This window comes from Nocardioides sp. Bht2 (assembly GCF_047308515.1).
Lineage (GTDB): Bacteria > Actinomycetota > Actinomycetes > Propionibacteriales > Nocardioidaceae > Nocardioides.
In genome coordinates this window covers 1-24,650 of sequence record NZ_JBLBWI010000009.1, presented here as the reverse complement: position 1 = coordinate 24,650, position 24,650 = coordinate 1, and the positions used below count along the sequence as shown (strand labels likewise).

The 24,650-nt window shown below is 67.4% G+C and carries 27 protein-coding genes; 4 read left to right on the top strand and 23 right to left on the bottom strand.

Annotation, left to right across the window (positions count from 1 at the left end; genetic code table 11):
• Positions 1-20: 20 nt before the first annotated feature.
• The 8 genes from rpsS to ilvA form a co-directional block, all read right to left on the bottom strand.
• Positions 21-302 carry a 30S ribosomal protein S19 gene (gene rpsS, locus ACLM5J_RS12665; protein WP_413656775.1) on the bottom strand — a complete coding sequence of 94 codons (282 nt, stop codon included), beginning with the start codon at positions 300-302 and terminating at the stop codon, positions 21-23.
• 5 nt (positions 303-307) lie between these two features.
• Complete coding sequence (gene rplB, locus ACLM5J_RS12660; protein ID WP_413656774.1) at positions 308-1,144, bottom strand: 50S ribosomal protein L2; 837 nt, start codon at positions 1,142-1,144, stop codon at positions 308-310.
• Positions 1,144-1,446, bottom strand: coding sequence for a 50S ribosomal protein L23 (gene rplW / locus ACLM5J_RS12655; protein ID WP_413656773.1), 303 nt, complete (start codon positions 1,444-1,446; stop codon positions 1,144-1,146). Before rplW ends, rplB begins: the two co-directional genes overlap by 1 nt.
• Complete coding sequence (rplD, locus tag ACLM5J_RS12650; RefSeq protein WP_413656772.1) at positions 1,443-2,066, bottom strand: 50S ribosomal protein L4; 624 nt, start codon at positions 2,064-2,066, stop codon at positions 1,443-1,445. The genes rplW and rplD overlap by 4 nt, the downstream gene beginning before the upstream one ends.
• Complete coding sequence (rplC, locus tag ACLM5J_RS12645) at positions 2,063-2,722, bottom strand: 50S ribosomal protein L3 (RefSeq protein WP_413656771.1); 660 nt, start codon at positions 2,720-2,722, stop codon at positions 2,063-2,065. Before rplC ends, rplD begins: the two co-directional genes overlap by 4 nt.
• Positions 2,723-2,733: 11 nt before the next feature.
• Positions 2,734-3,042, bottom strand: coding sequence for a 30S ribosomal protein S10 (rpsJ, locus tag ACLM5J_RS12640; protein WP_008360994.1), 309 nt, complete (start codon positions 3,040-3,042; stop codon positions 2,734-2,736).
• A gap of 378 nt (positions 3,043-3,420) precedes the next feature.
• Entirely contained in the window at positions 3,421-4,143 is a 723-nt protein-coding gene (gene trmB / locus ACLM5J_RS12635) for a tRNA (guanosine(46)-N7)-methyltransferase TrmB (protein ID WP_413656770.1), read from the bottom strand.
• Positions 4,144-4,205: 62 nt separating this feature from the next.
• Positions 4,206-5,462 carry a threonine ammonia-lyase IlvA gene (gene ilvA, locus ACLM5J_RS12630; protein ID WP_413656769.1) on the bottom strand — a complete coding sequence of 419 codons (1,257 nt, stop codon included), beginning with the start codon at positions 5,460-5,462 and terminating at the stop codon, positions 4,206-4,208.
• Positions 5,463-5,517: 55 nt separating this feature from the next.
• Here ilvA and ACLM5J_RS12625 point away from each other — a divergent pair, with 55 nt between their 5' ends.
• On the top strand, positions 5,518-5,964 hold the full coding sequence (locus ACLM5J_RS12625; protein ID WP_413656768.1) for a hypothetical protein: 447 nt from the start codon (positions 5,518-5,520) through the stop codon (positions 5,962-5,964).
• Positions 5,965-6,084: 120 nt separating this feature from the next.
• Here the strand turns inward: ACLM5J_RS12625 and tuf are convergent, their stop codons facing one another.
• The 10 genes from tuf to ACLM5J_RS12575 form a co-directional block, all read right to left on the bottom strand.
• Positions 6,085-7,278, bottom strand: coding sequence for an elongation factor Tu (gene tuf / locus ACLM5J_RS12620; RefSeq protein WP_413656767.1), 1,194 nt, complete (start codon positions 7,276-7,278; stop codon positions 6,085-6,087).
• An 86-nt stretch (positions 7,279-7,364) separates the two neighbouring features.
• Entirely contained in the window at positions 7,365-9,479 is a 2,115-nt protein-coding gene (gene fusA, locus ACLM5J_RS12615; protein ID WP_413656766.1) for an elongation factor G, read from the bottom strand.
• 56 nt (positions 9,480-9,535) lie between these two features.
• Entirely contained in the window at positions 9,536-10,006 is a 471-nt protein-coding gene (gene rpsG / locus ACLM5J_RS12610) for a 30S ribosomal protein S7 (RefSeq protein WP_413656765.1), read from the bottom strand.
• A complete protein-coding gene (gene rpsL, locus ACLM5J_RS12605; protein ID WP_028644777.1) occupies positions 10,006-10,380 on the bottom strand; it encodes a 30S ribosomal protein S12 in 375 nt (124 codons plus the stop codon). Before rpsL ends, rpsG begins: the two co-directional genes overlap by 1 nt.
• Before the next feature lie 121 nt (positions 10,381-10,501).
• Complete coding sequence (locus ACLM5J_RS12600; protein WP_413656764.1) at positions 10,502-11,833, bottom strand: MFS transporter; 1,332 nt, start codon at positions 11,831-11,833, stop codon at positions 10,502-10,504.
• Positions 11,834-11,842: 9 nt separating this feature from the next.
• Positions 11,843-12,292, bottom strand: a complete 450-nt coding sequence (locus ACLM5J_RS12595; protein ID WP_413656763.1) for a MarR family winged helix-turn-helix transcriptional regulator — start codon at positions 12,290-12,292, stop codon at positions 11,843-11,845.
• An 89-nt stretch (positions 12,293-12,381) separates the two neighbouring features.
• Positions 12,382-13,185, bottom strand: a complete 804-nt coding sequence (locus tag ACLM5J_RS12590; RefSeq protein ID WP_413656762.1) for an ABC transporter ATP-binding protein — start codon at positions 13,183-13,185, stop codon at positions 12,382-12,384.
• Positions 13,182-14,300: an ABC transporter substrate-binding protein gene (locus tag ACLM5J_RS12585; RefSeq protein ID WP_413656761.1), complete on the bottom strand. Its 1,119-nt coding sequence runs from the start codon at positions 14,298-14,300 to the stop codon at positions 13,182-13,184. The genes ACLM5J_RS12590 and ACLM5J_RS12585 overlap by 4 nt, the downstream gene beginning before the upstream one ends.
• Before the next feature lie 5 nt (positions 14,301-14,305).
• Positions 14,306-15,079, bottom strand: a complete 774-nt coding sequence (locus ACLM5J_RS12580) for an ABC transporter permease (protein WP_413656760.1) — start codon at positions 15,077-15,079, stop codon at positions 14,306-14,308.
• 169 nt (positions 15,080-15,248) lie between these two features.
• Positions 15,249-16,715, bottom strand: coding sequence for an NCS2 family permease (locus tag ACLM5J_RS12575; protein WP_413656759.1), 1,467 nt, complete (start codon positions 16,713-16,715; stop codon positions 15,249-15,251).
• A gap of 89 nt (positions 16,716-16,804) precedes the next feature.
• On the opposite strand from ACLM5J_RS12575, the gene ACLM5J_RS12570 reads away from it, so the two are divergent.
• Positions 16,805-17,080, top strand: coding sequence for a DUF2530 domain-containing protein (locus ACLM5J_RS12570; RefSeq protein ID WP_413656758.1), 276 nt, complete (start codon positions 16,805-16,807; stop codon positions 17,078-17,080).
• Here ACLM5J_RS12570 and ACLM5J_RS12565 read toward each other — a convergent pair.
• Complete coding sequence (locus ACLM5J_RS12565; RefSeq protein ID WP_413656757.1) at positions 17,077-17,847, bottom strand: DUF3027 domain-containing protein; 771 nt, start codon at positions 17,845-17,847, stop codon at positions 17,077-17,079. The genes ACLM5J_RS12570 and ACLM5J_RS12565 overlap by 4 nt on opposite strands.
• 111 nt (positions 17,848-17,958) lie before the next feature.
• Between ACLM5J_RS12565 and ACLM5J_RS12560 the strand changes: the two genes are divergently transcribed.
• Positions 17,959-19,449 (top strand): MFS transporter, encoded by a 1,491-nt coding sequence (locus ACLM5J_RS12560; protein WP_413656756.1) that lies wholly within the window; start codon positions 17,959-17,961, stop codon positions 19,447-19,449.
• A 9-nt stretch (positions 19,450-19,458) separates the two neighbouring features.
• Here ACLM5J_RS12560 and ACLM5J_RS12555 read toward each other — a convergent pair whose 3' ends face one another.
• Entirely contained in the window at positions 19,459-19,854 is a 396-nt protein-coding gene (locus tag ACLM5J_RS12555; protein WP_413656755.1) for a cold-shock protein, read from the bottom strand.
• A gap of 139 nt (positions 19,855-19,993) precedes the next feature.
• Here ACLM5J_RS12555 and ACLM5J_RS12550 point away from each other — a divergent pair, with 139 nt between their 5' ends.
• Entirely contained in the window at positions 19,994-22,129 is a 2,136-nt protein-coding gene (locus ACLM5J_RS12550) for a S8 family serine peptidase (protein ID WP_413656754.1), read from the top strand.
• A 6-nt stretch (positions 22,130-22,135) separates the two neighbouring features.
• On the opposite strand, the gene ACLM5J_RS12545 is transcribed toward ACLM5J_RS12550, so the two are convergent.
• The 3 genes from ACLM5J_RS12545 to ACLM5J_RS12535 all read right to left on the bottom strand — a co-directional run.
• Entirely contained in the window at positions 22,136-22,987 is an 852-nt protein-coding gene (locus ACLM5J_RS12545) for an ABC transporter permease subunit (RefSeq protein ID WP_413656753.1), read from the bottom strand.
• Positions 22,984-24,117 (bottom strand): ATP-binding cassette domain-containing protein, encoded by a 1,134-nt coding sequence (locus ACLM5J_RS12540; RefSeq protein ID WP_413656752.1) that lies wholly within the window; start codon positions 24,115-24,117, stop codon positions 22,984-22,986. The genes ACLM5J_RS12545 and ACLM5J_RS12540 overlap by 4 nt, the downstream gene beginning before the upstream one ends.
• Before the next feature lie 31 nt (positions 24,118-24,148).
• A partial coding sequence (locus ACLM5J_RS12535; RefSeq protein ID WP_413656751.1) for an FHA domain-containing protein occupies positions 24,149-24,650 on the bottom strand: 502 nt, incomplete at its 5' end.

Below are 24,650 nucleotides of genomic sequence, written 5' to 3'. Positions count from 1 at the left end.
TCCAGTTCTGTCGCGCCGCCTTAGCGACGACGACCCTTCCGGTCTTCCTTCACGTGCCCGCGGTAGGTGCGGGTGGGGGCAAATTCGCCGAGCTTGTGGCCGACCATGGAGTCAGACACGAAGACGGGAACGTGCTTGCGACCGTCGTGCACCGCGATCGTGTGGCCAATCATGGCCGGGATGATCATCGAGCGGCGCGACCAGGTCTTGATCACGTTGTGGGAGCCCTTCTCGTTCTCGGCGTCCACCTTCTTGAGGAGGTGGCCATCGATGAAGGGACCCTTCTTCAGGCTACGAGGCATTTCGGTTACTTCCTACCCTTGCCGGACTTGCGGCGACGGATGATCTGGGAGTCAGAGGCCTTGCGCTTACGGGTGCGGCCTTCGGCCTTACCCCACGGCGAGACCGGGTGACGACCACCGGAGGTCTTACCCTCACCACCACCGTGCGGGTGGTCGACCGGGTTCATCACGACACCACGAACGGTGGGACGACGGCCCTTCCAGCGCATACGGCCGGCCTTGCCCCAGTTGATGTTGGACTGCTCGGCGTTGCCGACCTCTCCAACAGTCGCGCGGCAGCGGACGTCGACATAGCGCATTTCGCCCGACGGGAGACGCAGCGTTGCGCGGCTTCCCTCACGAGCGACCAGCTGCGCGCTGTTACCAGCGGAGCGGGCCAGCTTGGCACCGCCGCCGGGACGCAGCTCCACGCAGTGGATGGTGGTACCGACCGGGATGTTGCGAAGCGGCAGGTTGTTGCCCGGCTTGATGTCGGCGCCGACGCCGGACTCGACCGGGGTGCCCTGGGTCAGACCCTTGGGCGCAACGATGTAGCGCTTCTCGCCATCCGCGTAGTGCAGCAGGGCGATCCGAGCGGTGCGGTTCGGGTCGTACTCGATGTGAGCGACCTTGGCCGGCACGCCGTCCTTGTCGTACCGACGGAAGTCGATGATGCGGTAGGCGCGCTTGTGACCGCCACCCTTGTGCCGGGTGGTGATCCGGCCCTGGTTGTTACGGCCACCGGTCTTCGACAGCGGACGCGTCAGCGACTTCTCCGGCGTCGAACGGGTGATCTCAACGAAGTCAGCCACCGACGAGCCACGACGGCCCGGCGTAGTCGGCTTGTACTTGCGGATAGCCATCAGTTCTGACCTCCGAAGATGTCGATACGGTCGCCCTCGGCCAGGCTCACGATGGCGCGCTTGGTGTTGGCGCGCTTACCGAGGCCGAACTTCGTGCGGCGGGTCTTGCCCTGGCGGTTCAACGTGTTGACCGAAACGACCTTCACGCCGAAGACCTTCTCGACCGCGATCTTGATCTCGGTCTTGTTGGCGTCGGGACGCACGATGAAGGTGTACTTGTTCGCGTCGAGCAGGCCGTAGCTCTTCTCGGACACGACCGGTGCGATCAGGATGTCGCGGGGGTCCTTGTGCAGGGTGCTCACTTGTCGCCCTCCTCGGTCTTCGTGCCCTTGTTCACCAGAGCGTCGAAAGCACCCTTGGTGAACACCACGTCGTCGGCGCGGAGCACGTCGTAGGTGTTGAGTTGGTCAACCGCGACGATGTGCACGGCCGGCGCGTTACGCAGCGAGAGCCAGGTCAGGCTGTCGCGACGCTCGAGCACAACCAGGATGTGCTTGCGCTCGGAGAGCGAAGCCAGCGCGGTGATCGCGGCCTTGGTCGACGGCTTGTCGCCGGAGACCAGGGACTCGACGACGTGCACGCGGTCGTTGTTCGCGCGGTCGGAGAGGGCGCCCTTGAGAGCGGCAGCCTTCATCTTCTTGGGGGTGCGCTGGTCGTAGTCACGCGGCTTGGGGCCGTGCACGACGCCACCACCGGCGAACTGCGGAGCGCGGGTCGAGCCCTGGCGGGCGCGGCCGGTGCCCTTCTGCTTGTAGGGCTTACGGCCACCACCGCGGACCTCGCCGCGGCTCTTGGTGGACGCGGTGCCCTGACGAGCGGCAGCCTGCTGGGCGACGACGACCTGGTGGATCAACGGGATGTTGACCTCGACACCGAAGATCTCGGTGGGCAGCTCGACGGCGACCTTCTTAGCGGTGCTCACTTGACGGCCTCCTTCTTCACGGCCGAACGGATGACCACGAGGCTGCCCTTGGGGCCGGGAACGGCGCCCTTGACCAGAATGAGGCCCTTTTCGGCGTCCACGGCGTGAACCGTGATGTTCTGCGTGGTGACGGTGTCGCCACCCATCTGACCGGCCATCCGGACGCCCTTGAAGACGCGACCCGGGGTGGCGCAGGCGCCGATGGAACCGGGCTTGCGGTGGTTGCGGTGCGCACCGTGCGAGGCACCCACACCGGAGAAGCCGTGGCGCTTCATCGTTCCCGCGAAGCCCTTGCCCTTGCTGGTGGCGGTCACGTCGACGACGTCGCCTGCAGCAAAGATCTCGGGGCTGATCTCCTGGCCGACCGTGTAGGTCGAGGCCTCGGCGGTACGGAGCTCCACGAGGTGGCGGCGCGGCGTCACGCCGGCCTTCTCGAAGTGGCCACCCTTGGGCTTCGTGACCTTGCGGGCCTCGATCTCGCCGAACCCGATCTGGATGGCGTTGTAGCCGTCGACCTCGGGGGAGCGGACCTGGGTCACCACGTTGGTGCCGGCCGCAATGACGGTGATGGGGACGACGCGGTTGTTCTCGTCCCATGCCTGGGTCATGCCGAGCTTGGTGCCCAGCAGGCCCTTTGCGTTGTGTTCGTAGGTCATCTCGATCTACCTCAGAGCTTGATCTCGATGTCGACGCCGGCGGGAAGGTCGAGACGCATGAGCGAGTCGACGGTCTTCGGCGTGGGGTCAATGATGTCGATCAGGCGCTTGTGGGTGCGCATCTCGAAGTGCTCGCGGGAGTCCTTGTACTTGTGGGGCGAGCGGATCACGCAGTAGACGTTCTTCTCCGTCGGCAGCGGCACGGGGCCTGCCACCTTCGCACCCGTACGGGTGACGGTGTCCACGATCTTCCGCGCGGAGGTGTCGATCACCTCGTGGTCATAGGCCTTGAGCCTGATGCGGATCTTCTGTCCCGCCATAGGTCTCTCTCGTCCTCTTCTGTCGTGCTCGGCGTTGCCGGGCACCGCGTGCCTTCATGTCTCGACCAACTCCGGGTGAAGTTGAGCCGCCCGCAGCTTCCCCACCCACATTCTCCGGGCCTCTCGGCCGACCCCCGCGGTCGGGCGTGTCGCCAGTATTTCGACAACGCGGAGCGCCGGGCCTTGCGGATCATGCGTGTTGGTGGGCGCCTGACAGGTTCATCAGGCGATCGGGTCTCCTCCAGTGCGGGCACACGCAGACCACAAAGGCACCTTCAGGAGACGCGATTCAATGGTCAAGTTATGTGTCGCACCCTCGGCTACCCGCCGAAGCAACCTGGCTATCTTGGCAGAGATCCCCGCCTGAACCAAATCGGCTCAGATCCGGCTATACACCAGGTCGGTGATCTCGCGGCCGACCGCCAGGCCCTTCCGTTCGAACTTCGTGACCGGACGCTCCTCCCAGCGGGGAACCACCCCCCCGGAGAGCGCCGGTTCAGCCCCCAGTACCTCGATCATCTGCTCGGCGTAGTCGGCCCAGTCGGTGGCGAGCCGCCAGCTGCCGCCGACCGCCAGGCGCTGGGCGCCGATCCGGACGAACTCGGCGTTCAGCAACCGGCGCTTGTTGTGCTTCTTCTTGTGCCACGGGTCGGGGAAGAAGGTCCATAGCTCGCGCAACGAACCCGGAGCGATCACGTGCTCCAGGAACCAGGCGGCGTCGACCGAGCAGAAGCGGACGTTCTCCGCGCCGGCAGCCGCGACCCGACCCAGGCCGTCGGCGACGCCGGGACGCCATACCTCCAGGGCCAGGATGTTGAACTCCGGGCGGGTGGCGGCCAGGGCGGCCGTGGCCTCACCGACGCCGGGCCCGATCTCGACGATCAGCGGCGCGCTCCGGCCGAACCAGGTGTCGAGCTCGAAACCGGGCTGGTCGACGTCCTCATCAGGGATCACCCAGGCGTCGGCATACGCGTCCCAGGCCTCCGCCTGGCGCGGGGTGAACCTACTGCCGCGCCGTGAGTACGAGAGCACCTCGCGCATCGGCCGTCCGTCGTCGGTGAACTTGTGGTGCGGACGGGCGGGGCGTACTGGCTTCGACACGTTGCCAAATCCTACGGGGCCCAAGGCGCGGGGCCGAATCGCGCGGAGCAGGCGCCCTGGGCTCAGATCAGGAAGCCGAAGAGCGGTGAGCCCGGCGGCACCTGGTCGATCTGAAGCGGGCTGGCCGCCATCCGCGCCAGCAACGGGGCGAGACCCGCGGCGGTGTCCAACTCGATGCCGACCAGGGCCGGCCCGGTCTCCCGGTTGTTCTTCTTCACGTACTCGAAGACGACGATGTCCTCGCCATCGCTCAGCACGTCGTCGAGGAAGTGCCGCAACGCTCCTGGCTCCTGGGGGAAAGTGACCAGGAAGTAGTGCCGGAGCCCCTCGTGGAGAAGCGAGCGCTCAACGATCTCGTTGTACCGGCTGACGTCGTTGTTGCCGCCCGAGACCACACACGCCACCGTAGATCCCGCGGGGAGGCTGTCGGCGATCTGACGTGCCGCGGTGCTGGCCAGGGCGCCAGCCGGCTCAGCGATGATGCCTTCCACCTGGTAGAGCTCGAGCATCTCGGTGCAGACCGCCCCTTCGGGCACGGTCACGACCTCGTCGACCAGGTCCCTGACCACCGGGAAGGTGACCGAGCCGACCAGGCCGACGGCGGCGCCGTCCACGAAGGTGTCGATCTTGCTGAGCCGGGTCGGCTCACCTGCCGCGAGGGCAGCCGTCATGCTGGCTGCGCCGGCCGGCTCGACGCCGACGATCCGGACCTCGGGGTGGCGCTCCTTGAGCCACAGAGCCATCCCCGCGATCAGGCCACCGCCGCCGATGGGGACCAGCACGGTGTGCAACGGTGCCGGGCTCTGCTCAGCCAACTCCACAGCGACGCTGCCCTGCCCGGCGATGGTCCGGGGGTCGTCGAAGGGATGAACGAAGATCGCGCCGGAGGCGTCGGCGTCGGCCCGCGCCGCGGCACCGGCCTCGTCGTAGGAGCTGCCCGCGACCACCAGTTCGACCGCGCCCTCCCCCAGGGCCAGGATCCGCTGGCGCTTCTGGCGCGGGGTGTTCCCGGGGACATAGACCCGACCCCGCAGACCGAGCCGGGCGGAGCTCCAGGCGACCCCCTGTCCGTGGTTGCCGGCCGAGGCGCAGACGACGCCACGCCCGCGCTCGGCGTCGGTCAACCCGCTGATGAAGTGGTACGCGCCACGGACCTTGTACGAGCGCGCGATCTGCCGGTTCTCCCGCTTCAGGTAGACCTGCGCACCGGTGGCATCGCTCAGCCGCGGGCTGAACTCCAAGGGGGTACGTAGAACGATCGGGGCCAGCACCTGCGCTGCGGCTTCGACGGCTGCGGCAGAGAGTTGGGGCGTGCTCACCCCGTCACCCTACGCGGCAGGTTTCCCGGACCCCGAGGCCGGGCACGGTGACCCTATGACAACGATACGCACCCCACCCGGCCGCCGATCGCGGCTCCACCGACGCGCTGCCCAGGGCACCGTCCTGGTAGCCCTAGGCGCCGTCCTGCTCAGCGGCTGCGGTGACGACAAGGGAGACAGCGACGCAGGCGGCGTGAGCGAGTCCGAGTTCTGCGCTCTGATCGAACGGTTCGAGACCAGTCTGGATGCCAACGCGCCGACGGCGGAGCAGTGGAGCGAAGCACAGCAGGTTGCCGAAGACCTGGCCGACCTCGGCGTACCGGAGAGCTTCCCGAAGGAGTTGCGCGGCGACTACGAACAGGTACTCGCGCTGGTCCGCGCGAAGGAGCCGACCGAGTTCGCTGCCGCGACGAGCAACTGGGACCAGGCCAAGGTCGCCCGGATGAACGAGATCGGCGACTACTTCGAGAAGACCTGCGAGCCACTTCAGGACCAGGACTAGGCCCACCGCTCCCGAGACGTCATCAGAACGAGCACCCTTTCCCGCCCGCGGGTGACCAGGCCGAAATGCACAGCAGCCCCGGACCTTGCGGTCCGGGGCTGCTGACTAGCTACAGCTAGGTCACTTGTTGATCTTGGTGACCCGGCCGGCGCCGACGGTGCGGCCACCCTCGCGGATGTTGAACTTCAGGCCTTCCTCCATGGCGATCGGCTGAATCAGCTCGATGTTCATTTCGGTGTTGTCGCCCGGCATAACCATCTCGGTGCCCTCGGGAAGGGTCACAACGCCCGTAACGTCCGTGGTACGGAAGTAGAACTGCGGGCGGTAGTTGTTGAAGAACGGCGTGTGACGGCCGCCTTCTTCCTTCGAGAGGATGTAGACCGAAGCCTCGAAGTTGGTGTGCGGGGTGATCGAGCCCGGCTTGCAGACGACCTGGCCGCGCTCGACGTCCTCGCGCTTGGTGCCACGAAGCAGCAGACCGACGTTCTCGCCAGCCTGACCCTCGTCGAGCAGCTTGCGGAACATCTCGACACCGGTGACGGTGGTCTTGGCCGAGGTGTCGCGGATGCCGACGATCTCGACTTCCTCGTTCACCCGGACGATGCCGCGCTCGATACGACCGGTGATAACGGTTCCACGACCGGTGATCGTGAAGACGTCCTCAACGGGCATCATGAACGGCTTGTCGAGGTCACGCTCCGGCTGCGGGATGTACTCGTCGACAGCGGCCATCAGCTCGCGGATCGACTCGGCCCACTTCTCCTCGCCCTGGAGCGCCGGGTAAGCGGCGATCCGGACAACCGGGACGTCGTCGCCCGGGAAGTCGTACTCGCTGAGGAGCTCGCGCACCTCCATCTCGACGAGCTCGATGAGCTCCTCGTCGTCGACCATGTCGCACTTGTTGAGCGCCACGACCATGTAGGGCACGCCAACCTGGCGGGCCAGCAGCACGTGCTCGCGGGTCTGCGGCATCGGGCCGTCGGTTGCGGCAACCACCAGGATCGCGCCGTCCATCTGCGCGGCACCGGTGATCATGTTCTTGATGTAGTCAGCGTGACCCGGGCAGTCGACGTGCGCGTAGTGGCGAGCCTCGGTCTGGTACTCAATGTGAGCGATCGAGATCGTGATACCGCGCTGGCGCTCCTCGGGAGCCTTGTCGATGTCCTCGAACGCGAACTGCGGGTTCAGGTCCGGGTAGGTGTCGTGCAGCACCTTCGAGATCGCCGCGGTCAGCGTCGTCTTGCCGTGGTCGATGTGACCAATCGTGCCGATGTTGACGTGCGGCTTGGTCCGCTCGAACTTCGCCTTAGCCACTGGGGCTCCTCCTGGGTTGTGTGTTTCTTGACTCGTATGGGGTGGAACTGGTGGTGCGCCGAGGGTCCTCGGGAGTAGTCAGACGACTACTCGCCGCGGGCCTTCTTGATGATCTCGTCGGCGACGTTCGTGGGAACCTCGGCGTACGAGTCAAACTCCATCGAGTACGACGCCTGACCAGAGGTCTTGGACCTCAGGTCGCCAACGTACCCGAACATTTCAGAAAGCGGCACGAGGGCCGAGACGACCAGGTCGCCGTGGTTCTCCTCCTGCGCGCGGATCTGGCCACGGCGGGAGTTGATGTCGCCGATCACGGTACCGAGGAAGTCCTCGGGGGTGGTGACCTCAACGGCGAACATCGGCTCCAGCAGGACCGGCTTGGCCATCCGGGCAGCTTCCTTGAAGGCCTGCTGTCCGGCGATCTTGAAGGCCAGCTCGGAGGAGTCGACGTCGTGGTACGCGCCGTCCTCGAGGCTGAACTTCACGTCAACCATCGGGTAGCCGGCGAGAACACCGAACTCGAGGGCCGCCTGGCCACCCTGGTCAACCGACGGGATGTACTCGCGCGGGACGCGACCACCGGTGACGTTGCTGACGAACTCGTAGCCTGCACCCAGACCGGTCTCGGGGTCGATGTTCGGCTCGAGGCTGACAACAACCTTGGCGAACTGACCCGAACCACCGGTCTGCTTCTTGTGGGTGTAGCTGTGGTTGGAGACCTTCTGGCGCAGGGTCTCGCGGTAGGCGACCTGCGGCTTGCCGACGGTGGCCTCGACGCGGAACTCGCGCTTCATCCGGTCGACGAGGATCTCCAGGTGGAGCTCGCCCATACCGGCGATGATGGTCTGACCGGTCTCTTCGTCGGTCTTGACGACGAAGGTCGGGTCTTCCTCGGAGAGGCGCTGAATCGCGACGCCGAGCTTCTCCTGGTCAGACTTCGTCTTCGGCTCGATGGCGACCTCGATCACCGGGGCCGGGAAGGTCATCGACTCGAGAACGACGGGGTTCTGCGGGTCAGCCAGCGTGTGACCGGTCTTGGTGTCCTTCAGACCCATCACAGCCACGATCTGGCCAGCGCCGACCGAAGCGATCTCTTCACGCTTGTTGGCGTGCATCTGGTAGACCTTGCCGATGCGCTCCTTGCGACCGTTGGACGCGTTGAGCACGGTGCCGCCGGCCTCGAGCTTGCCCGAGTACACGCGGACGTAGATCAGCTTGCCCAGGTGCGGGTCGGTAGCGATCTTGAACGCGAGGGCGCTGAGCGGCTCGTCGTCGGACGGCTGACGGGTGATCTCGACCTCTTCGTCGTTGGGCTTGTGGCCCACGATGGAGTCGATGTCCATCGGCGACGGGAGGTAGTCGACAACGGCGTCGAGCAGGGGCTGAACGCCCTTGTTCTTGAACGCGGTGCCGCACAGGATCGGGTTGAGGTTGCCGGCCAGGGTGGCGCGACGGATGGCGGCCTTGAGGGTCGGCACGTCGAAGACGTCACCGTCCTCCAGGTAGACCTCCATCGTCTCGTCGTCGCCCTCGGCGAGGGTCTCGACGAGCTTCTCGCGGTACTCGGCAGCCTTGTCGGCCAGCTCCGCGGGGATCTCCTCGACGACGTAGTCCTCGCCGGTCTTGGTCTCGCCACGCCACACCTTGGCGTTCATCTCGACCAGGTCGACGACGCCCTCGAAGTCAGCCTCGGCGCCGATCGGCAGCTGGAGGATGAGCGGGGTCGCGTTCAGCTTCGAGACGATGGTGCCCACGACGCGGTAGAAGTCCGCGCCGGTGCGGTCGAGCTTGTTGACGAAGCACATCCGGGGAACCTGGTACTTGTTCGCCTGGCGCCAGACCGTCATCGACTGGGGCTCAACGCCTGCCACACCGTCGAAGACGGCGACGGCGCCGTCGAGGACGCGCAGCGAGCGCTCGACCTCGACCGTGAAGTCCACGTGGCCCGGGGTGTCGATGATGTTGATCTGGTGCTGCTTCCACCAGCAGGTGGTAGCAGCAGAGGTGATCGTGATACCACGCTCCTGCTCCTGCTCCATCCAGTCCATGGTCGCCGAACCCTCGTGGGTGTCGCCGATCTTGTAGTTGATACCGGTGTAGAAGAGGATGCGCTCGGTGGTGGTGGTCTTACCAGCATCGATGTGCGCCATGATGCCGATGTTGCGGACGGTCTTGAGGTCCGTGGTGATGTCGACAGCCACTTAGGTGTCGTCCCTTCGGGAAGTTTCGGAGATGAATCCGGGCTTGGTAGCCCAGGTCACCAGCGGTAGTGAGCGAAGGCCTTGTTCGACTCGGCCATCTTGTGCGTGTCTTCACGCTTCTTCACGGCGGCACCCAGACCGTTGCTGGCGTCCAGGATCTCGTTCATCAGACGCTCGGCCATCGTCTTCTCACGACGGGCCTTGGCGAAGCCGACGAGCCAGCGCAGCGACAGGGTGGTGGAACGACCGGGCTTGACCTCGATCGGGACCTGGTAGGTCGCACCACCGACGCGGCGGGACTTGACCTCGATGGCCGGCTTCACGTTGTCGAGCGCACGCTTGAGCGTGACGACCGGGTCGGTGCCGGTCTTCTCGCGGCAACCCTCGAGCGCGGTGTAGACGATGCGCTGTGCAACCTGCTTCTTACCGTCGAGCAGAACCTTGCTCACCAGCTGGGAGACCAGCGGGGACCCGTAAACGGGGTCGACGTCGATCGGACGCTTAGGAGCGGGACCCTTACGTGGCATCAGCTCTTCTCCTTCTTCGCGCCGTAGCGGCTGCGAGCCTGCTTGCGGTTCTTGACACCCTGGGTGTCGAGGGTGCCGCGGATGATCTTGTAGCGGACACCGGGAAGGTCCTTCACACGGCCGCCGCGCACGAGCACGATCGAGTGCTCCTGCAGGTTGTGACCGACACCCGGGATGTAAGCGGTGACCTCGACGCCACTGGACAGGCGCACACGGGCGACCTTGCGCAGAGCGGAGTTCGGCTTCTTCGGGGTCGTGGTGTAGACGCGGGTGCAAACACCGCGACGCTGGGGCGAACCCTTCAGGGCAGGCGTCTTGCTCTTAGACACCTTGTCCTGGCGGCCCTTACGGACCAACTGATTAATAGTGGGCACCTGTGTGGTTCCCCTTCTTTTCTGACCTCAGGACACGACAATCTGTCGTGAACGATGAAACTGCGCGTGCGGGAGGTGCATTCAGCCAGAGCACTGCGACCCGCGGTCGGGTGTGTCGTAGCTAGAGCGACCGGGTGGCCCCTTTTCGCGCACGCGCAATGGTCTGGCTGGCCCAGACACGGGAACCAACGGTACTCGCTCGAAATGGGAGGGTCAAAACGGGAACTGAGGCCGGGTCAAGTCGACGCGCCATCCGTTGATGAACAACGACACCGATAACCACGCCGAGCACGGTGAGCACCCCTCCGGCGATCAGGGTCCACCGTGGGCCGACCGCCTCCCCGATCCATCCGATCAGCGGAGAACCGATCGGGGTCCCGCCCATCACGATGGTCATGTAGAGCGCCATCACCCGGCCCCGGAAGACCGGATCGGACTCGAGTTGGAGCAGCGTGTTGGCCGAATTCAGCAGGGTGATCGTGCAGAAACCGATGGTCGGCACGAAGATCACGAACATCCAGTACGCCGGAAGCAGGGCCGCGACCACGTTCGCCGTCCCGAAGCCCAACCCGGCGATCACCACCAGCCGGAGTCCGATCCGGGTGCGCCGCGCGGCCAGCAGCGAGCCGACCAGTGACCCGATCGCCATGATCGAGCCGATCAGGCCGAACTCGCCGGCGCCCAGGCCGTAGACCTCGGTCGCCATCAACGCCGAGGTGATCTGGAAGTTCATCCCGAAGGTGCCGGTGAAGAAGACGATGATCAGCAGCATCACCATCCGCGGCTGACTCCGGACATACCGGACGCCGGCCCGCAGCATGCCCGGTTCCCGCGGCTGGGCGGCCGGCGAATGCAGGGCCGCGGTGTCCATCCGCTGGAGCTGGCCGATCACCGCCACATAGGAGACCGCGTTGATCAGGATCACCCAGCCGGTCGCCTCCGCTCCCCCACCGAGCGCTCCGATCAGCAGGCCGGCCAGACCGGGGCCGAGGATCCGCGCGGAGTTGAAGACCGCGGAGTTCAGGCTCACCGCATTGCCGATGTCGGGACCGTCGACCATCTCGGAGACGAACGCCTGGCGAGCCGGCGCGTCGAACGCGGAGCCGACGCCGAACAGGAGCGCGATCAGGTAGACGTGCCACGGCTCGGCCACCCCGAGGACCGCGACCAACCCGAGGGCCAGCGACGCCAGCCCCATCGCCGCCTGCGTCATCTGCAGCAACCGGCGCTTGGAGATCCGGTCGGCGAGCACCCCGGCATAGGGCGAGAGCAGCAGGACCGGCAGGAACTGCAGGCCGGTGGTGATGCCCAGCGCGGTTCCGGAGCCGGTGAGCACGAGGATCAACCAGTCCTGGGCGATGCGCTGCATCCAGGTACCGATGTTGGAGATCAGGCTGCCGACGGCGTACTTGCGGTAGTTCGGGTTGGCGAAGGAGCGGAAGGTGGGACTCAACGGGTCGGGTCAGTCTCCTTGAGCTAGACGTTCGATGAGCGGAGCCGCCTGGCGCAGTACGGCGCGTTCCTCGGCGGTGAGATCGGCCAGGCGGCGCGACAGCCAGGCGTCGCGACTGGCCCGGTCGGCGCGGACGACGTCGCGCCCTTTGTCGGTCAGCGAGACCAGGATCTGGCGCCGGTCGGTGTCATGCGGACGACGGGTGACGAGCCCCTCCTGGGCCAGCCACTTCACGGTTCGGGTCATCGACGGCGGCTGCACCCGTTCGATCTGGGCGAGCTCGGTCAGGCCGAGCTCACCACGTCGGTAGAGCATGCCGAGGGCCGACATCGTGCTCAGGCTGAGCTCGTTGTTCGGATGGCGTTCGGAGACCAGGCGGCGGCGCAGACGCATCACGGAGACCCGCAGCTCGGCGGCGAGCCCTGCGTTGGTCCGGGCAACCTTCTCCAAAGTCGGCATATCGTTAGCATAACTCATTACCTAAACTAACTATTCCCGCAAAGCGTGGCCGGCCCGGAATTCGCGACGGCATCCGGACCGGCCGCGACTCAGGCAGCTACCGGTGTCTCTGTGATCGCCGCCCGCACCCTGTCCACCAACTCCGCGAACGCGGGCAACGAACGGATCTCCTCGACCGGGACCCGAGCACCCGCCCCGTCACCGAAGACCGCCGGCTCGTCCAGCACGATCCGGCCCGGGCGCGGGCTCATCACCAGTACCCGCGAACCCAGATAGACAGCCTCATCGACACTGTGGGTGATGAAAAGAATTGTCTGACCGGTGGCGCGCCAGATCTCCAGCAACTCACCCTGGAGCCGCTCGCGGGTCAGTGCGTCGAGCGCCCCGAACGGCTCGTCCATCAACACGATCGACGGCGAGTTCACCAGCACCCGGGCGATCTGACACCGCTGCTGCATTCCGCCCGACAACTCGTAAGGACGATGGTCGGCGAAGTCGGCCAGACCCACGAGGTCCAGGTAGCGAGTCGCCTCAGCGCGACGCCGACCCCGGTCCACCCCGCGCAACCGGGGACCCAACTCCACGTTGCCGCGGACCGTCAGCCAGGGAAACAGGTTCGGCGCCTGAAAGACCACACCCCGGTCCGGGCCGGGGGCGGTGACCGGCCGGCCTCCCACCAGCACCTCCCCCGAGCTCGGGCTCTGGAAACCGGCCAGCAGGCGGAGCAGCGTCGTCTTGCCGCACCCCGATGGACCGGCGATGGTGACGAACTCCCCCGGACGAACGCTCAGGTCCACTCCGCTGAGCGCATCGACCCGGGCCCCGCCTACCGTGAAGTGCTGCCCGACGTCACGGAAGTCGACCTGCCGCGCAGCATCCGAGGAGGCCGTCACCGGTCTGCTCGCTGAGCGGGCCCCGCATCGACGTGGGCGGCGTAGTCAACCTTGGGGGCCACAGCATCGATCTCGCCCAGCTCACCGAGGAAGCCGGCCGTCACGAACAGATCCTCACCGAGCTTCCCACCCAGGTAGTCGGCGCCCGCCTGAGTGGCGGCGTCCAGGAAGAGCAGGCCCGACGACTGCGCCTTGGCCTCATCCGGAGTGACCCCGAGTGCGACCGCAATCGACTCCGCCGCGGCATCCGGGTCGGTACCGATCAGCTTCACCGCGTGGTCCTGGACCCTCGCCCACAGGTCGACGAAGGCCGGGTTGGCGGCGGCGAACGCGGTCGAGATCGTACCGACATCGAAGGTCGGACGACCCAGTTCAGCCGTGTCGGCGCTGGAGAGGATCCGGGTGCCGCCATCCGCGATCAACTGGCTCTGTGCCGGCTCCCAGACCCACGCCGCATCGATCTCATCGCCCTGCCAGGCAGCCGGCATCTGCTCGGGGGCGAGGTTGATCACCTCGACGTCCTTGCCTGCCTGCAACCCCTCCTCGGCCAGTGCCTGAAGAAGTGAGTAGTGGGCGGTACTGCTGAACGGCACGGCGACCTTCTTGCCCGCAAGACCTGTGACGTCGGCGATCCCCGGGTCACGGACGACCAGCGACTCCGCGTCGCCGATCACGTCATGGATCCAGATCACCTTGATGTCGATGTCGTCGACCAGCGGCTCGGACGCCGACTTGGTCGCCGGCGCCGAGCCCATCAGCCCGAGGTCGACCTCACCGCTGCCGTAGTACTTCAGCACGTCGCCACCTGAGGCGGCCTGTACCCACTTGATGGTGGCCTTCGGCGCGCACGCCTCCAACAGCCCGAGATCCTTGACCACGACATCAGCGTTGGGGATCGTCTGCCAGGCGATCCGGACCTCTCCGGTGATCGACTCATCAGGGGCCCAGGGGCAGTCCGACTCCACTGCCGCACTGGCTTCGCGGTCGCTGTCCACGCACCCGGCCAGAGCGAGTGGTAGCAGCGCGGCCGCCAACGCCACGGGCGCGAGCCGGCGGCGACGAGCGTCGGGGGCGAACGGGTTGATCTTCAACGCGAGTACTCCTTCATGCGCCATGCGCGTTATGCCTTGCCCCGCCAGGGGACGAGGACCTTTTCGAGGGACTTGATCCCGAGATCGAGGACGATCGCCGCGCACCCGATGACGAGGATGCAGGCGAGGACGAGAGCGGTATTGAGCTGCTGACCCGCCAGGTAGGCGAGGCCGCCGATGCCGGGGATCCCGTTCGCGATCTCGGCGGCGACCACCGTGGTCCAGGCGAAACCGATCGCGACCCGGACCCCGGTCAGGATCTCCGGCAGCGTGGCGGGCCCGACCACGGCAGTCAGCACCTGACGACGCGATGCACCCAGCGAGCGGGCCGCGTTGAGTTGGTCTTCGCGCACGCCGCGAACACCGCCGATGGCGGACATCGCGATCGGCGGGAAAGCAGCGAGGAAGAGGACCCAGATCTTCGACTCGTCACCGATCCCGAACCAGACGATCAGCAGGCCGATGTAGGCGAGCGGCGGCAGTGAACGCAGGAAGTTGAGATACGGCTCCAGCACGATCCCCACCCAGGTGAAGCTGCCCATCACCAGGCCGAGCGGGACCCCGATCACGATCGCAGCACCGACCCCGATCCCGATCCGCTGGAGGCTGGCAAGCAGGTGCTCCCACAGGTAGTAGTTCTGCTCGCCGCGCACCATCCGGTCCGACCCCGGTGCGATCGGGTGCGAACTGTTCGCCTGGACGAACGCATCCCAGACGGCCCGCGGCGACGGCAGGTAGAGCGGACGGATCAGGTCCGCTGTGGTCACCAGGTACCAGGCCACGACGAACACCAGGAGCGACACCGCCTGGACCGCGAGCACACGACTGCTCGGTCGAGCCACTGCTCCCCCTCGTCATTGATTGGTAACACGATTGAGTTTATACACTTAATTGCGGGTCTGTAGTCAATCGCCCAGAAAATGCAGAACAGCCCGGACCCCCAACGGGGTCCGGGCTGTCAGCAACCGACGATCAGGTCAACCAGGAGGTCAGCGGGCTGATCGCGAAGTAGACGACGAACATCGCCGCGATCACCCACATCAACGCGTGGATCTCGGCCAGCTTGCCGCGCATCACCTTGATCAACACGTAGGCCAGGAAGCCTGCACCGATACCGGCGGAGATCGAGTAGGTGAAGGGCATCAGCACGATCGTGAGGAAGGCCGGGATGGCGATCTCCAGGTCGTCCCAGTCGATGCCCTTGACCTGCTGCATCATCAAGAAGCCGACCAGAACCAGAGCCGGCACGGCCGCCTCGTTCGGAATGATCGTGACGATCGGGGCCAGGAAGGTCGCGAGCAGGAACAGCACACCCGTGGAGATGGCAGCCAGACCGGTGCGAGCGCCGTCCGCGACACCCGAGGTCGACTCGATGTAAGAGGTGTTGGAGGAGACCGACGCGGCGCCACCGGCGACGGCGGCCACGGAGTCGACGATCAGGATCTGCTTGGTACGCGGCGGGTTGCCGTTCTCGTCCAGGAGCCCTGCCTCGGCACCGACCGCGGTCATCGTGCCCATGGTGTCGAAGAAGTCGGTGAGCAGCAGGGTGAAGATCAGCAGGAAGACGGTGACGACGCCGACGTTCTCCCACGAGCCGAGCAGGCTGAACTCTCCGAGCAGACCGAAGTCCGGCTTGTCGACGATCTTGTCCGGCCAGGCCGGGACGTTGAGGTTCCAGCCGGTGGGGTTGGTGATCAGGTTGCCGTCGCCGTCCACGCCGGTGACCGACGGGCCGACCTCAGCAAGCTTCTCGACGATGATGGCGACCACCGTGGCGACCAGGATCGAGATCAGGATCGCGCCACGAACACCACGGCTGTAGAGCGCGATCAGCAGGACCAGACCCAGCACGAAGACCAGGACCGGCCAGCCCTGCAACTGTCCACCCACGCCCAGTTCGAGCGGCGTCCCGGCGCCCTTGCGGACGAACCCGGCGTCGACGAGGCCGATCAGCGTGATGAACAGGCCGATACCGACCGAGATCGCGACCTTCAATTGGGCCGGCACAGCACTGAAGACAGCCTCCCGGAAGCCGGTCAGCACCAATACCAGGATCACCAAGCCCTCGATGACCACCAGACCCATGGCGTCGGCCCAGGTCATCTGGCTGGCGATCGAGTAGGTGACGAAGGCGTTGAGCCCCAGCCCCGCGGCCAACGCCAGCGGGAAGTTCGCCACCAGGCCCATCACGATGCACAGGACGCCGGCGACGAGCGCGGTGCATGCGGCGATGACAGCGGTATCGCCGCCGGCCAGGAAGTTGCCGTCCTTGTCGGGCGCGCCGCTGAGGATGATCGGGTTCAGGACGATGATGTAAGCCATCGTCAAGAAGGTGACCAATCCACCGCGGAGTTCGCGGCCGACGGTCGAGCCTCGCTCGGAAATCTTGAAGAAGGAGTCCAGCCCGGAGGGCGTCTGGGACTTGGTGGTTGTGCTCACGAGACAGACACCTTGTCAGAACCTTCCGGTTGCAGGCAATCCACCCCCAGCCGGGCCGCCCCGCCACAGGGCTGGATTAGATTGGTCCCGTGGAGCCTGAGCAGCAGCCGACCCGCCACGAGATCGGCAGACGGACCTACCTGGTCGCCGACGTCGAGCCGTTGGACGTGAACGGCGTGCGGACCCTCGAGGTCGGCACCGCGCTCTGGCTGGTCGCCTTCGTCGCCTTGCTCCCGTTCTACGGCAGCCTCAGCGACGACGGCCGGCTCTGGTGGCTCTGGACCTGCCTGGCCGGCTTCGGACTCGGCCTCTTCGGCCTGGAGTACTGCCGTCGGCGCCGCGCCCGTGGAGCGCAGTCGGCCTAGATCAGTTCCAGGTCGTCGTGCAGGGTGTCGACGACCGGCTCCGGAGGCGGCAGCGGCTGCTGCTTCTTGCTGAGCTTGACCTCGGAGTGCGCGCCACAGCCGTGGCCGAACGCCACCACTCGACCGTCGTCGTTGGCATCGCCGTTGGCACAGACGCCGAACGTCTCGCTCAACGACCCGGAGATCCGGAGCAGGAAGCCACAGGAGTAGCAGTTGGCGGGCGCCGCCTGCGCCAGCGGAGCCTCGGGACCGGGCTCGCCGTCGTACCAACGCTGAGCCGCCGACTCGATCCCCTCGGGGGACAGCGTGCGCACCCGCCCGAGGCCGAGGTCGCCGGCCACCTGACGGATCTGGGCCTTGGCGTCGGGGTCGAGCGGGTCGTCGCCGAACGAGTAGGTCGGCACCAGGCGCGGGTCATCTTCGTCGACGGGGAGCAGGTCGCCCGGCGAGAGGTCGCCCGGGCGCAGCCGCTCGCGGTACGGCACCCACTGCGGAGCGACGATCGACTCGACGCCGGGGATCAGCACCACTTCGGCGACCGTGGGCTTCTGCCGTGGCGCCCGGGTGATCGTCACCGACCAGCGCCAGCCCTGGTAGCCCTTGGCCTCGCAGGCGAAGAGGTGGGAGCCGACCCGGTCACCCTCCGGCTCGTAGCCGAGGTGAGCACCGACCGAAGTCGGGTCGACGTCAGCCACCAGCGCAGCACGGGCCATGTCGACGGCAGCAACGAGGGCGGCGTCGACCTTGGTACGGGTTGTCGCGATCACAGCGTGATTGTGTCCCATCGAGCCACGTATTGTCTTGCCGGGTGGAGCAGAGAACGGTGATGCGGGGGTGGCAGGTGCCGATTCCACGGCAGGGACAGGCAGGATGAACCCATGAGTGGCCAGCATCCTGAGAGCTCCGAACCGGAGCCGGGAACCGACTCCTTCGGACAGTCCTGGCCGAACGACGAGCACCCGTCGCGGACCGCGGGCGAGAACGCGGCACGGTTCGCCAAGGCCACCGGGGTCGGCGCTCGTGCCGTCGCGCGGGGCACCGCGAAAGCCTCCAAAGCAACGGTCCGCGCGGCCCGCAAGGCGTCCCACGCTCAGGGTGCAGGCGCCTCCGGTCTCTCCCGGCTGATCGAGGTCCATGCGATCAACACCGCCGGTGACACCGCGGTCGCGATCGCCCTGGCCAACACCCTCTTCTTCGCCGGCGCCACCAGCGAGGCCCGTGGCCAGGTGGCGCTCTTCCTCGGCCTGACCATGCTTCCGTTCGCGATCGTCGCCCCGCTGATCGGCCCGTTCCTCGACCGGTTCAGCCATGGTCGGCGGTGGGCGATCGGCGCCACCATGGCGATTCGGGCCTTCCTCTGCTGGATCCTCGCCGCTGCCGTCCTGACCGAGTCCAACCTGATGTTCCCCGCTGCGCTGGGTGTCCTGGTCTCCTCCAAGGCCTACGGGATCACCAAGGCCGCCGCTGCACCGCGCCTGGTGCCGGAGGGGTTCACCCTGGTCAAGGCGAACGCACGGATCTCGTTGTCCGGCGTGGTCGGCGCCACCGTCTCGGCCCCGATCGCCGGCCTCTTCTCCCTGCTCGGCCCCGAATGGGTGCTGCGCTACGGCTTCGTGGTCTTCGTCGGTGCCACCATCCTGGCCGTGCTGCTCCCAGCCAAGGTCGACGCCTCGGCCGGCGAGGTCCGTCTCGAACTCATGCCCGGGCCGTCCGCGCGGGAGAACCCCAACCCGAGCCGGATCGTGGCCGGCATCCCACCGCAGGTCGCCTTCGCGCTTCGTGCCAACTGCGGGCCCAAGTTCCTGGTCGGCTTCCTCACCATGTTCATGGCGTTCCTCCTGCGCGAGCACCCGATCACGGGTTGGGAGGACAGACCCGAGGTGCTTCTCGGCCTGGTGATCGGGGCGGCCGGCGTCGGCAACACCCTCGGTGTCGCGCTGGCCTCGATCCTGAAGCGGATCACCCCGGCGGTGACCGTGGTGGTCGTGCTCCTCCTGGACGCCGCGATGGTGCTGGTGGCGGCCCTCTTCTACGGCCTGATCCCGTTGCTCGCGCTCGGCCTCTGCGCCGGCATGTGCCAGTCACTCGGCAAACTGTCGCTGGACTCGACGATCCAGACCCACGTCCACGAACGGGTGCAGACCAGCGCGTTCGGCAAGTCCGACACCCTGCTCCAGTTCGCCTGGGTGGTCGGCGGCTTCGTCGGTGTGGCGATGCCGCTCAACCCGCGGCTGGGTCTCAGCGTCGCCTTCGCGGTGTTGAGCGCCTGGAGCATCTACCTGCTCGGCGGCAGGGTCCGTTCCCGGTTCGCTCGGCCCCCGGCCAACGCCGCGGACCAGACGATCCGGATGGACTACCCGTCCAACTGAGCAGGTGGCTCAGCGCTCGAGTTCGTCGGCCAGCGCCCGGAGCAACTTGGCGGTCGGCGCCGCGGTCCGCGGCTCCGGGTGGCGACCACGCCGGTAGGTCTCGCCGACGCCGTCGAGGAGTCGGATCAGGTCCTCAACGATGGTGACCATCTCTTCAGGCGCCTTGCGCTGGGCACGCGACTGACTCCGCGCGACCGAGCCGCGACCCTCGACGACCTTGACCTGCAGCGCTTGGTCGCCCTTGCGCCCCTGGGCGATCCCGAACTCCACGCGGGTGCCCGGCTTGAGCGCCTTCAGCCCTTCCGGCAGAGCCTCAGCGCGCACGTAGACGTCCGGGCCGTCGTCCTGGGACAGGAAGCCGAAACCCTTCTCAGCGTCGTACCACTTCACCTTGCCAGCAGGCACCGTCGTCGTCCTCTTCTTCGTTCCCGATCGGCCGCTCGGCGGCGCGCGAATGCACAGGCTACAGCGGCACGGATTGAACCAGGTCAGTGGTCGATGTCACCATGGTTGCTTCGGGGTGGGAGAACGAGCGGGGAAAGAAGTGAGAAGGCAACTGCGTGACGCTGCACTGGCTGGCGCGTCGATGCTGGCTGCCCTGACGGCGTTCAACGCCGTTCCCTCGACGGCCACCGCCACCCCCAGTGCCCGCGCCATCGCCGGCGAAGAGCTCTACCTGGTCGCGATGGCCTCCCCCGGCACCGCTGGCTACCGCGGCTCGCTGAACGAGGGCGACTACCGCGCCCAGGTCGAACAGGAACAGGACGCCCTACTCACCGCGCTGGGTGCGTCGGCCCCCGAGAGCCGGTGGACCACGGCCCTCTCCGGGATGAGCGTGCGACTCAACGCCACCCAGGCCCGAGCCGCCGGGGCCCGCTCCGACGTCGCCCTGGTCGAGGCGAACGAACTGCACACGGTGGCCGCTGCCGCCCCGGAGCTCGGCGGAGCCACCCCGGGCACTGCTCCGGGCACGGGCCGCGGTGGGCGAGGCACGGTGATCGGACTGATCGACACCGGCATCGACGCCAGCAGTCCGGCCTTCGTCAGCAACGCGCGGCTCGGGCCGGAGCCGGCCCGCTTCCGCGGCACCTGCACCCAGGTGTGGACCGCCGCCACCTGCGACGACAAGATCGCCGGGGCCCGGTACTTCGTCCAGGCGTTCGGTGCTGAGAACCTACGCGCCGGCGCTGCCGTCTCGGCCCGCGACGACCAGGGGCACGGCACCATGGTCGCCTCGTTGGCCGCCGGCAATCTGACGACCGCGACCGGCGCCGGGCGACGCAGCAACACTCGTTTCAGTGGCGTTGCGCCCGATGCGCGGGTAGCCAGCTACAAGGCGTGCTGGCAGGCTCCGGATCCGGATCAGGACGGCTGCGCCAGCGCCGACATCGTCTCTGCCATCGACGCCGCCGTCAGCGATCGGGTCGACGTCCTGGCCCTCGCGATCACCTCCAGCCCGGCGCGGGACGTCGTGGATCTGGCCCTGCTCGGGGCGGCCGAGAGCGACATCGTCGTGATCGGCGCCGCTGGTAACAACAGCGCGACCGCCGGCTACGCCGAGCCCTGGGTGACCACGGTCGGTGCCTCCACCCGTGGCTACCCCCGTGGCGAGCTCCGGCTCGCCGACGGCACCCGGATCGCCGGCCTGCTCACCACCCGGGGCGTCAAGGAACGGCGGCGCGTCGTCGCCGCGGCCGAGATCGCCGGAGTCGGTGTCTCCCGTCGCCAGGCGCGCCTGTGCGCGCCGGGTTCCCTCGACGCCGGCAAGGCGAACGGCCGGATCGTGGTCTGTGAACGTGGCACTGTGGCCCGGTTGACCAAGGCCAACACGGTCCGGCTCGCCGGTGGCGCGGCGATGGTGCTGATCAACGCCCGCGGGGACGAGCTCGCCGCCGACCTGCCGAACCTGCCCACCTTGAGCATCTCCGCCGGCCAAGGCCGCGCCTTGCGCGCGCGGTTGGCGACCGGTCGTCCCCACGCCACCATCGCTACGCTGCCGGCGTCGACCTCGAACCGGGTGGCCCAGTGGTCCGCACCCGGCGCCACCGGATCCGCGAACGTGAAGCCCGATCTGGTGGCTCCGGGGCTCGGCGTACTGGCCGCCACCTCGTCGGCGTCGCGACGCGGCCGCTGGGACGTCATCAGCGGCACCTCGGCGGCGACGGCGGCAGTCGCTGGAGCAGCTGCCCGGGTCCGTTCCCGGCATTCCGACTGGAGCCAGGCAGCCGTCCGCTCGGCCCTCGTCGGGACGGCCGATCCGATCCGTAACAGCGCCATCACCCGACAGGGCGCCGGGCTGTTGAACGTGGAGCGGGCGGTAGCACCTGGCCTGGTCCACGACGTCGCCGCGCCCCGTTACCGGGCCGGCCTCGATGAGGCCGACGCGATCAACCAGTCGAGCGTGGCTGTGGCGAGCAGGCGTGGGGTGCGGAGCTACACACGCACCCTCACCAACGTTCGCTCGTCGGCGCGCTACTGGTCGGTCCGCACCACCGGATTCACCGGACACCAGGTGCAGGTCCGCCCCGTCGCGGTGAAGCTCGGCGCAGGGTCTCAGGCTCGATACACGATCACCGTCCGCCGGTTGCCGGGTCGTGCTCCGGCAACCGACGACGGGTGGATCGTGTGGCGCGACGCCCACGACAACCGGGTTCGAGTGCCGGTCGTCATCACCCGCTGAGGACCTTCAAGCGTCGCGCTTGTTGAAGGCCACCAGGCTGCCCACCAGCACGGCGGCGGTGAAGCCACCGAAGACCAGGAAGCCGCCCCAGGCACTCAACGGATCACCGAAGAGGTCCAGGTTGCGCTGCAGGTCGCCGGAGCTGATGCTCCAGTTCTGGATGATCCGGCCGCCCGCGTTGAACGGCAGGAAGCGGGTCGCCTGATAGATGCCCTCGTCCCCGTTGATGGCCGCCACGATGCTGAACAGCAGGCGGACCATGTTCTCGATCCCGAGTGGCCACAGGTAGAGCATCACCAGCGAGAAGGTCTGGTGCCGGATCAGCACCGTCGCGCCCATCACCAGCCAGGTCAGCAACACGGTGAAGACGATCCGCGAGAAGACCGCACCCATCAGGTAGGGCAGATCGAACTCGAAATCGAGCCCGACGAACCAGAGCAGCGTCACCAGCAGCGAGAGCAGGCAGGTGATCACCACGATCGCCGACACCCAGGCGCCGACGACGATCAGCTTGGCGCTCCAGACCGCGTTCCGGTTGGGGACCGCGGTCAGCGTGGCCCGGATCATCCCGTGCCGATACTCGTGTCCCCAGGCCAGGACACCCATGATCGCCACGATGTAGGCCAGCAGATAGAAGCTCGGGTCGACGTTGGAGAACTGGGTCATCGCGGCGTCGAGGATGAACCGCGAGTAGTCGCCGTCCGCGCTGCCCTCCAGCTCACCGGGGGTGCTGAGCTGGATCGACATCGCCACGAAGAAGGTGAAGCCGACCGAGATCAGGATGGCGCCGCCGCTGATCCACCAGGTCGAGCGCAGCGAGGTGAGCCGGGCCCATTCGTACTTCAGCGCCGCGTTCACGCCTGGCCTCCGAACTGCTCGTTGTTGCCGGGCTGCTGCGGTGCGCCGCCTGCCGGGGGTTGGGGGTAGCCGGGTTGCTGGCCGGGCTGTTGGTAGCCCTGCTGCTGGTAGCCCTGCTGTTGGTAGCCCTGCGGGGCCTGCTGGTAGCCAGGCGGCTGCTGGTAGCCCTGTTGGGCCCAGCCCGCCTGCTGCTGAGGCGCGAAGCCGGTCGGCGGCCGCTGCGCCTGGTACTCCTCGGCACCACCGGTGATCTCCAAGAACGCCTCTTCAAGGCTCGCGGTGTGGGTGGAGAGCTCGTGGATCCGGATCTGGTTCTCGAACGCCAGGTCGCCGATCGCGCTCGCGTCCAGGCCCGCGACCTGGAGCACGCTCGGCTCGGTCGCCGCGACCCGACCGTGGCCGGCCAACCGTTGGCCGATCAGGGCCGCCAGGTCGTGCGCCTGCGGGGTCCGGACGACGACGTGGTTGCCGGCCGCGCGGCTGGTGAACTCCGAGACCGGGCCGTTGGCGATCATCCGACCGCGGCCGATCACCACAAGTTCGTCGGCCATCAACGCCATCTCGGAGAGCAGGTGACTGGAGACGAAGACCGAGCGGCCCTCGGCAGCGAGGGACTTGAGCAGGTCACGCATCCACCGGATGCCCTGCGGGTCCAGACCATTGGCCGGTTCGTCGAGGATCAGGGTGTGCGGGTTTCCGAGCAGCGCGGCGGCGAGGCCGAGCCGCTGGCCCATACCGAGGGAGAAGGTGCTCGGTGCCTTGCCGGCGACGTCCGCGAGGCCGACGATCGCCAGCACCTCATCGACCCGTCCTTCGGGGATGCCGTTGGCGGAGGCCAGCATCCGCAGGTGGTTGCGGGCCGTGCGGGTGGGGTGGAAGGGCTTCGCCTCCAGCAGCGCACCCACCTCGCGCATCGGGTTGCGGTACTCGATGAAGGGACGGCCGTCGAAGGTGCAGGTGCCCTGGCCCCGGTCCAGGCCGAGCATCAACCGCATCGTCGTGGACTTGCCCGAGCCGTTCGGGCCGAGGAACCCCGTCACCGTCCCCGGGCGGACGTCGAACGAGAGACTGTTGACCGCCACCTTGCCCTTGTAGCTCTTCCCCAGGCCGCGGGCTTCGATCACTGCCATTGCTGCCTCCTCCTTCTGTTCAGCTGACGTGTCATGGGTTCTCGTGGCCGACGGTCGCGGTGCGATCCCCCACCAGCACCCGATCACCCGGCAATAGGGTGAACGGTCGACCTGCGGTGAGGTCCCGCGACACGCCCTGGCGGATCAGGATCGACCCGTTGGTCGAGCCGCGATCCGTGACGACCAGGGCGCCGTCACCGGCCAGATGGAACTGGGCGTGGGTCTTCGACAGCGACATGTCCTGCGAGGGCAGGGCGATCGCATGCCGGACCGGTTCGCCGGGGCGCCCCTCAGGGCTCCGGCCGACCAGGGTCAGGCCGCCGACCAGCAGGGAGTCGCCGGTGTCGAAGGTGAGCCGCCAGCCGGACGCCGCGATCCGACGTCCGGGGGCGCCGCGGGCGATGGTGGCGCCGTCGCTGGGCGCGGGAGGCGCTCCTTGGCTGGACGGAGCAGGCGGGGGCTGCGCTGCGGATGGGCTCTGCGCTGCGGATGGGCTCTGCGCTGCGGATGGGCTCTGCGCTGCGGATGGGCTC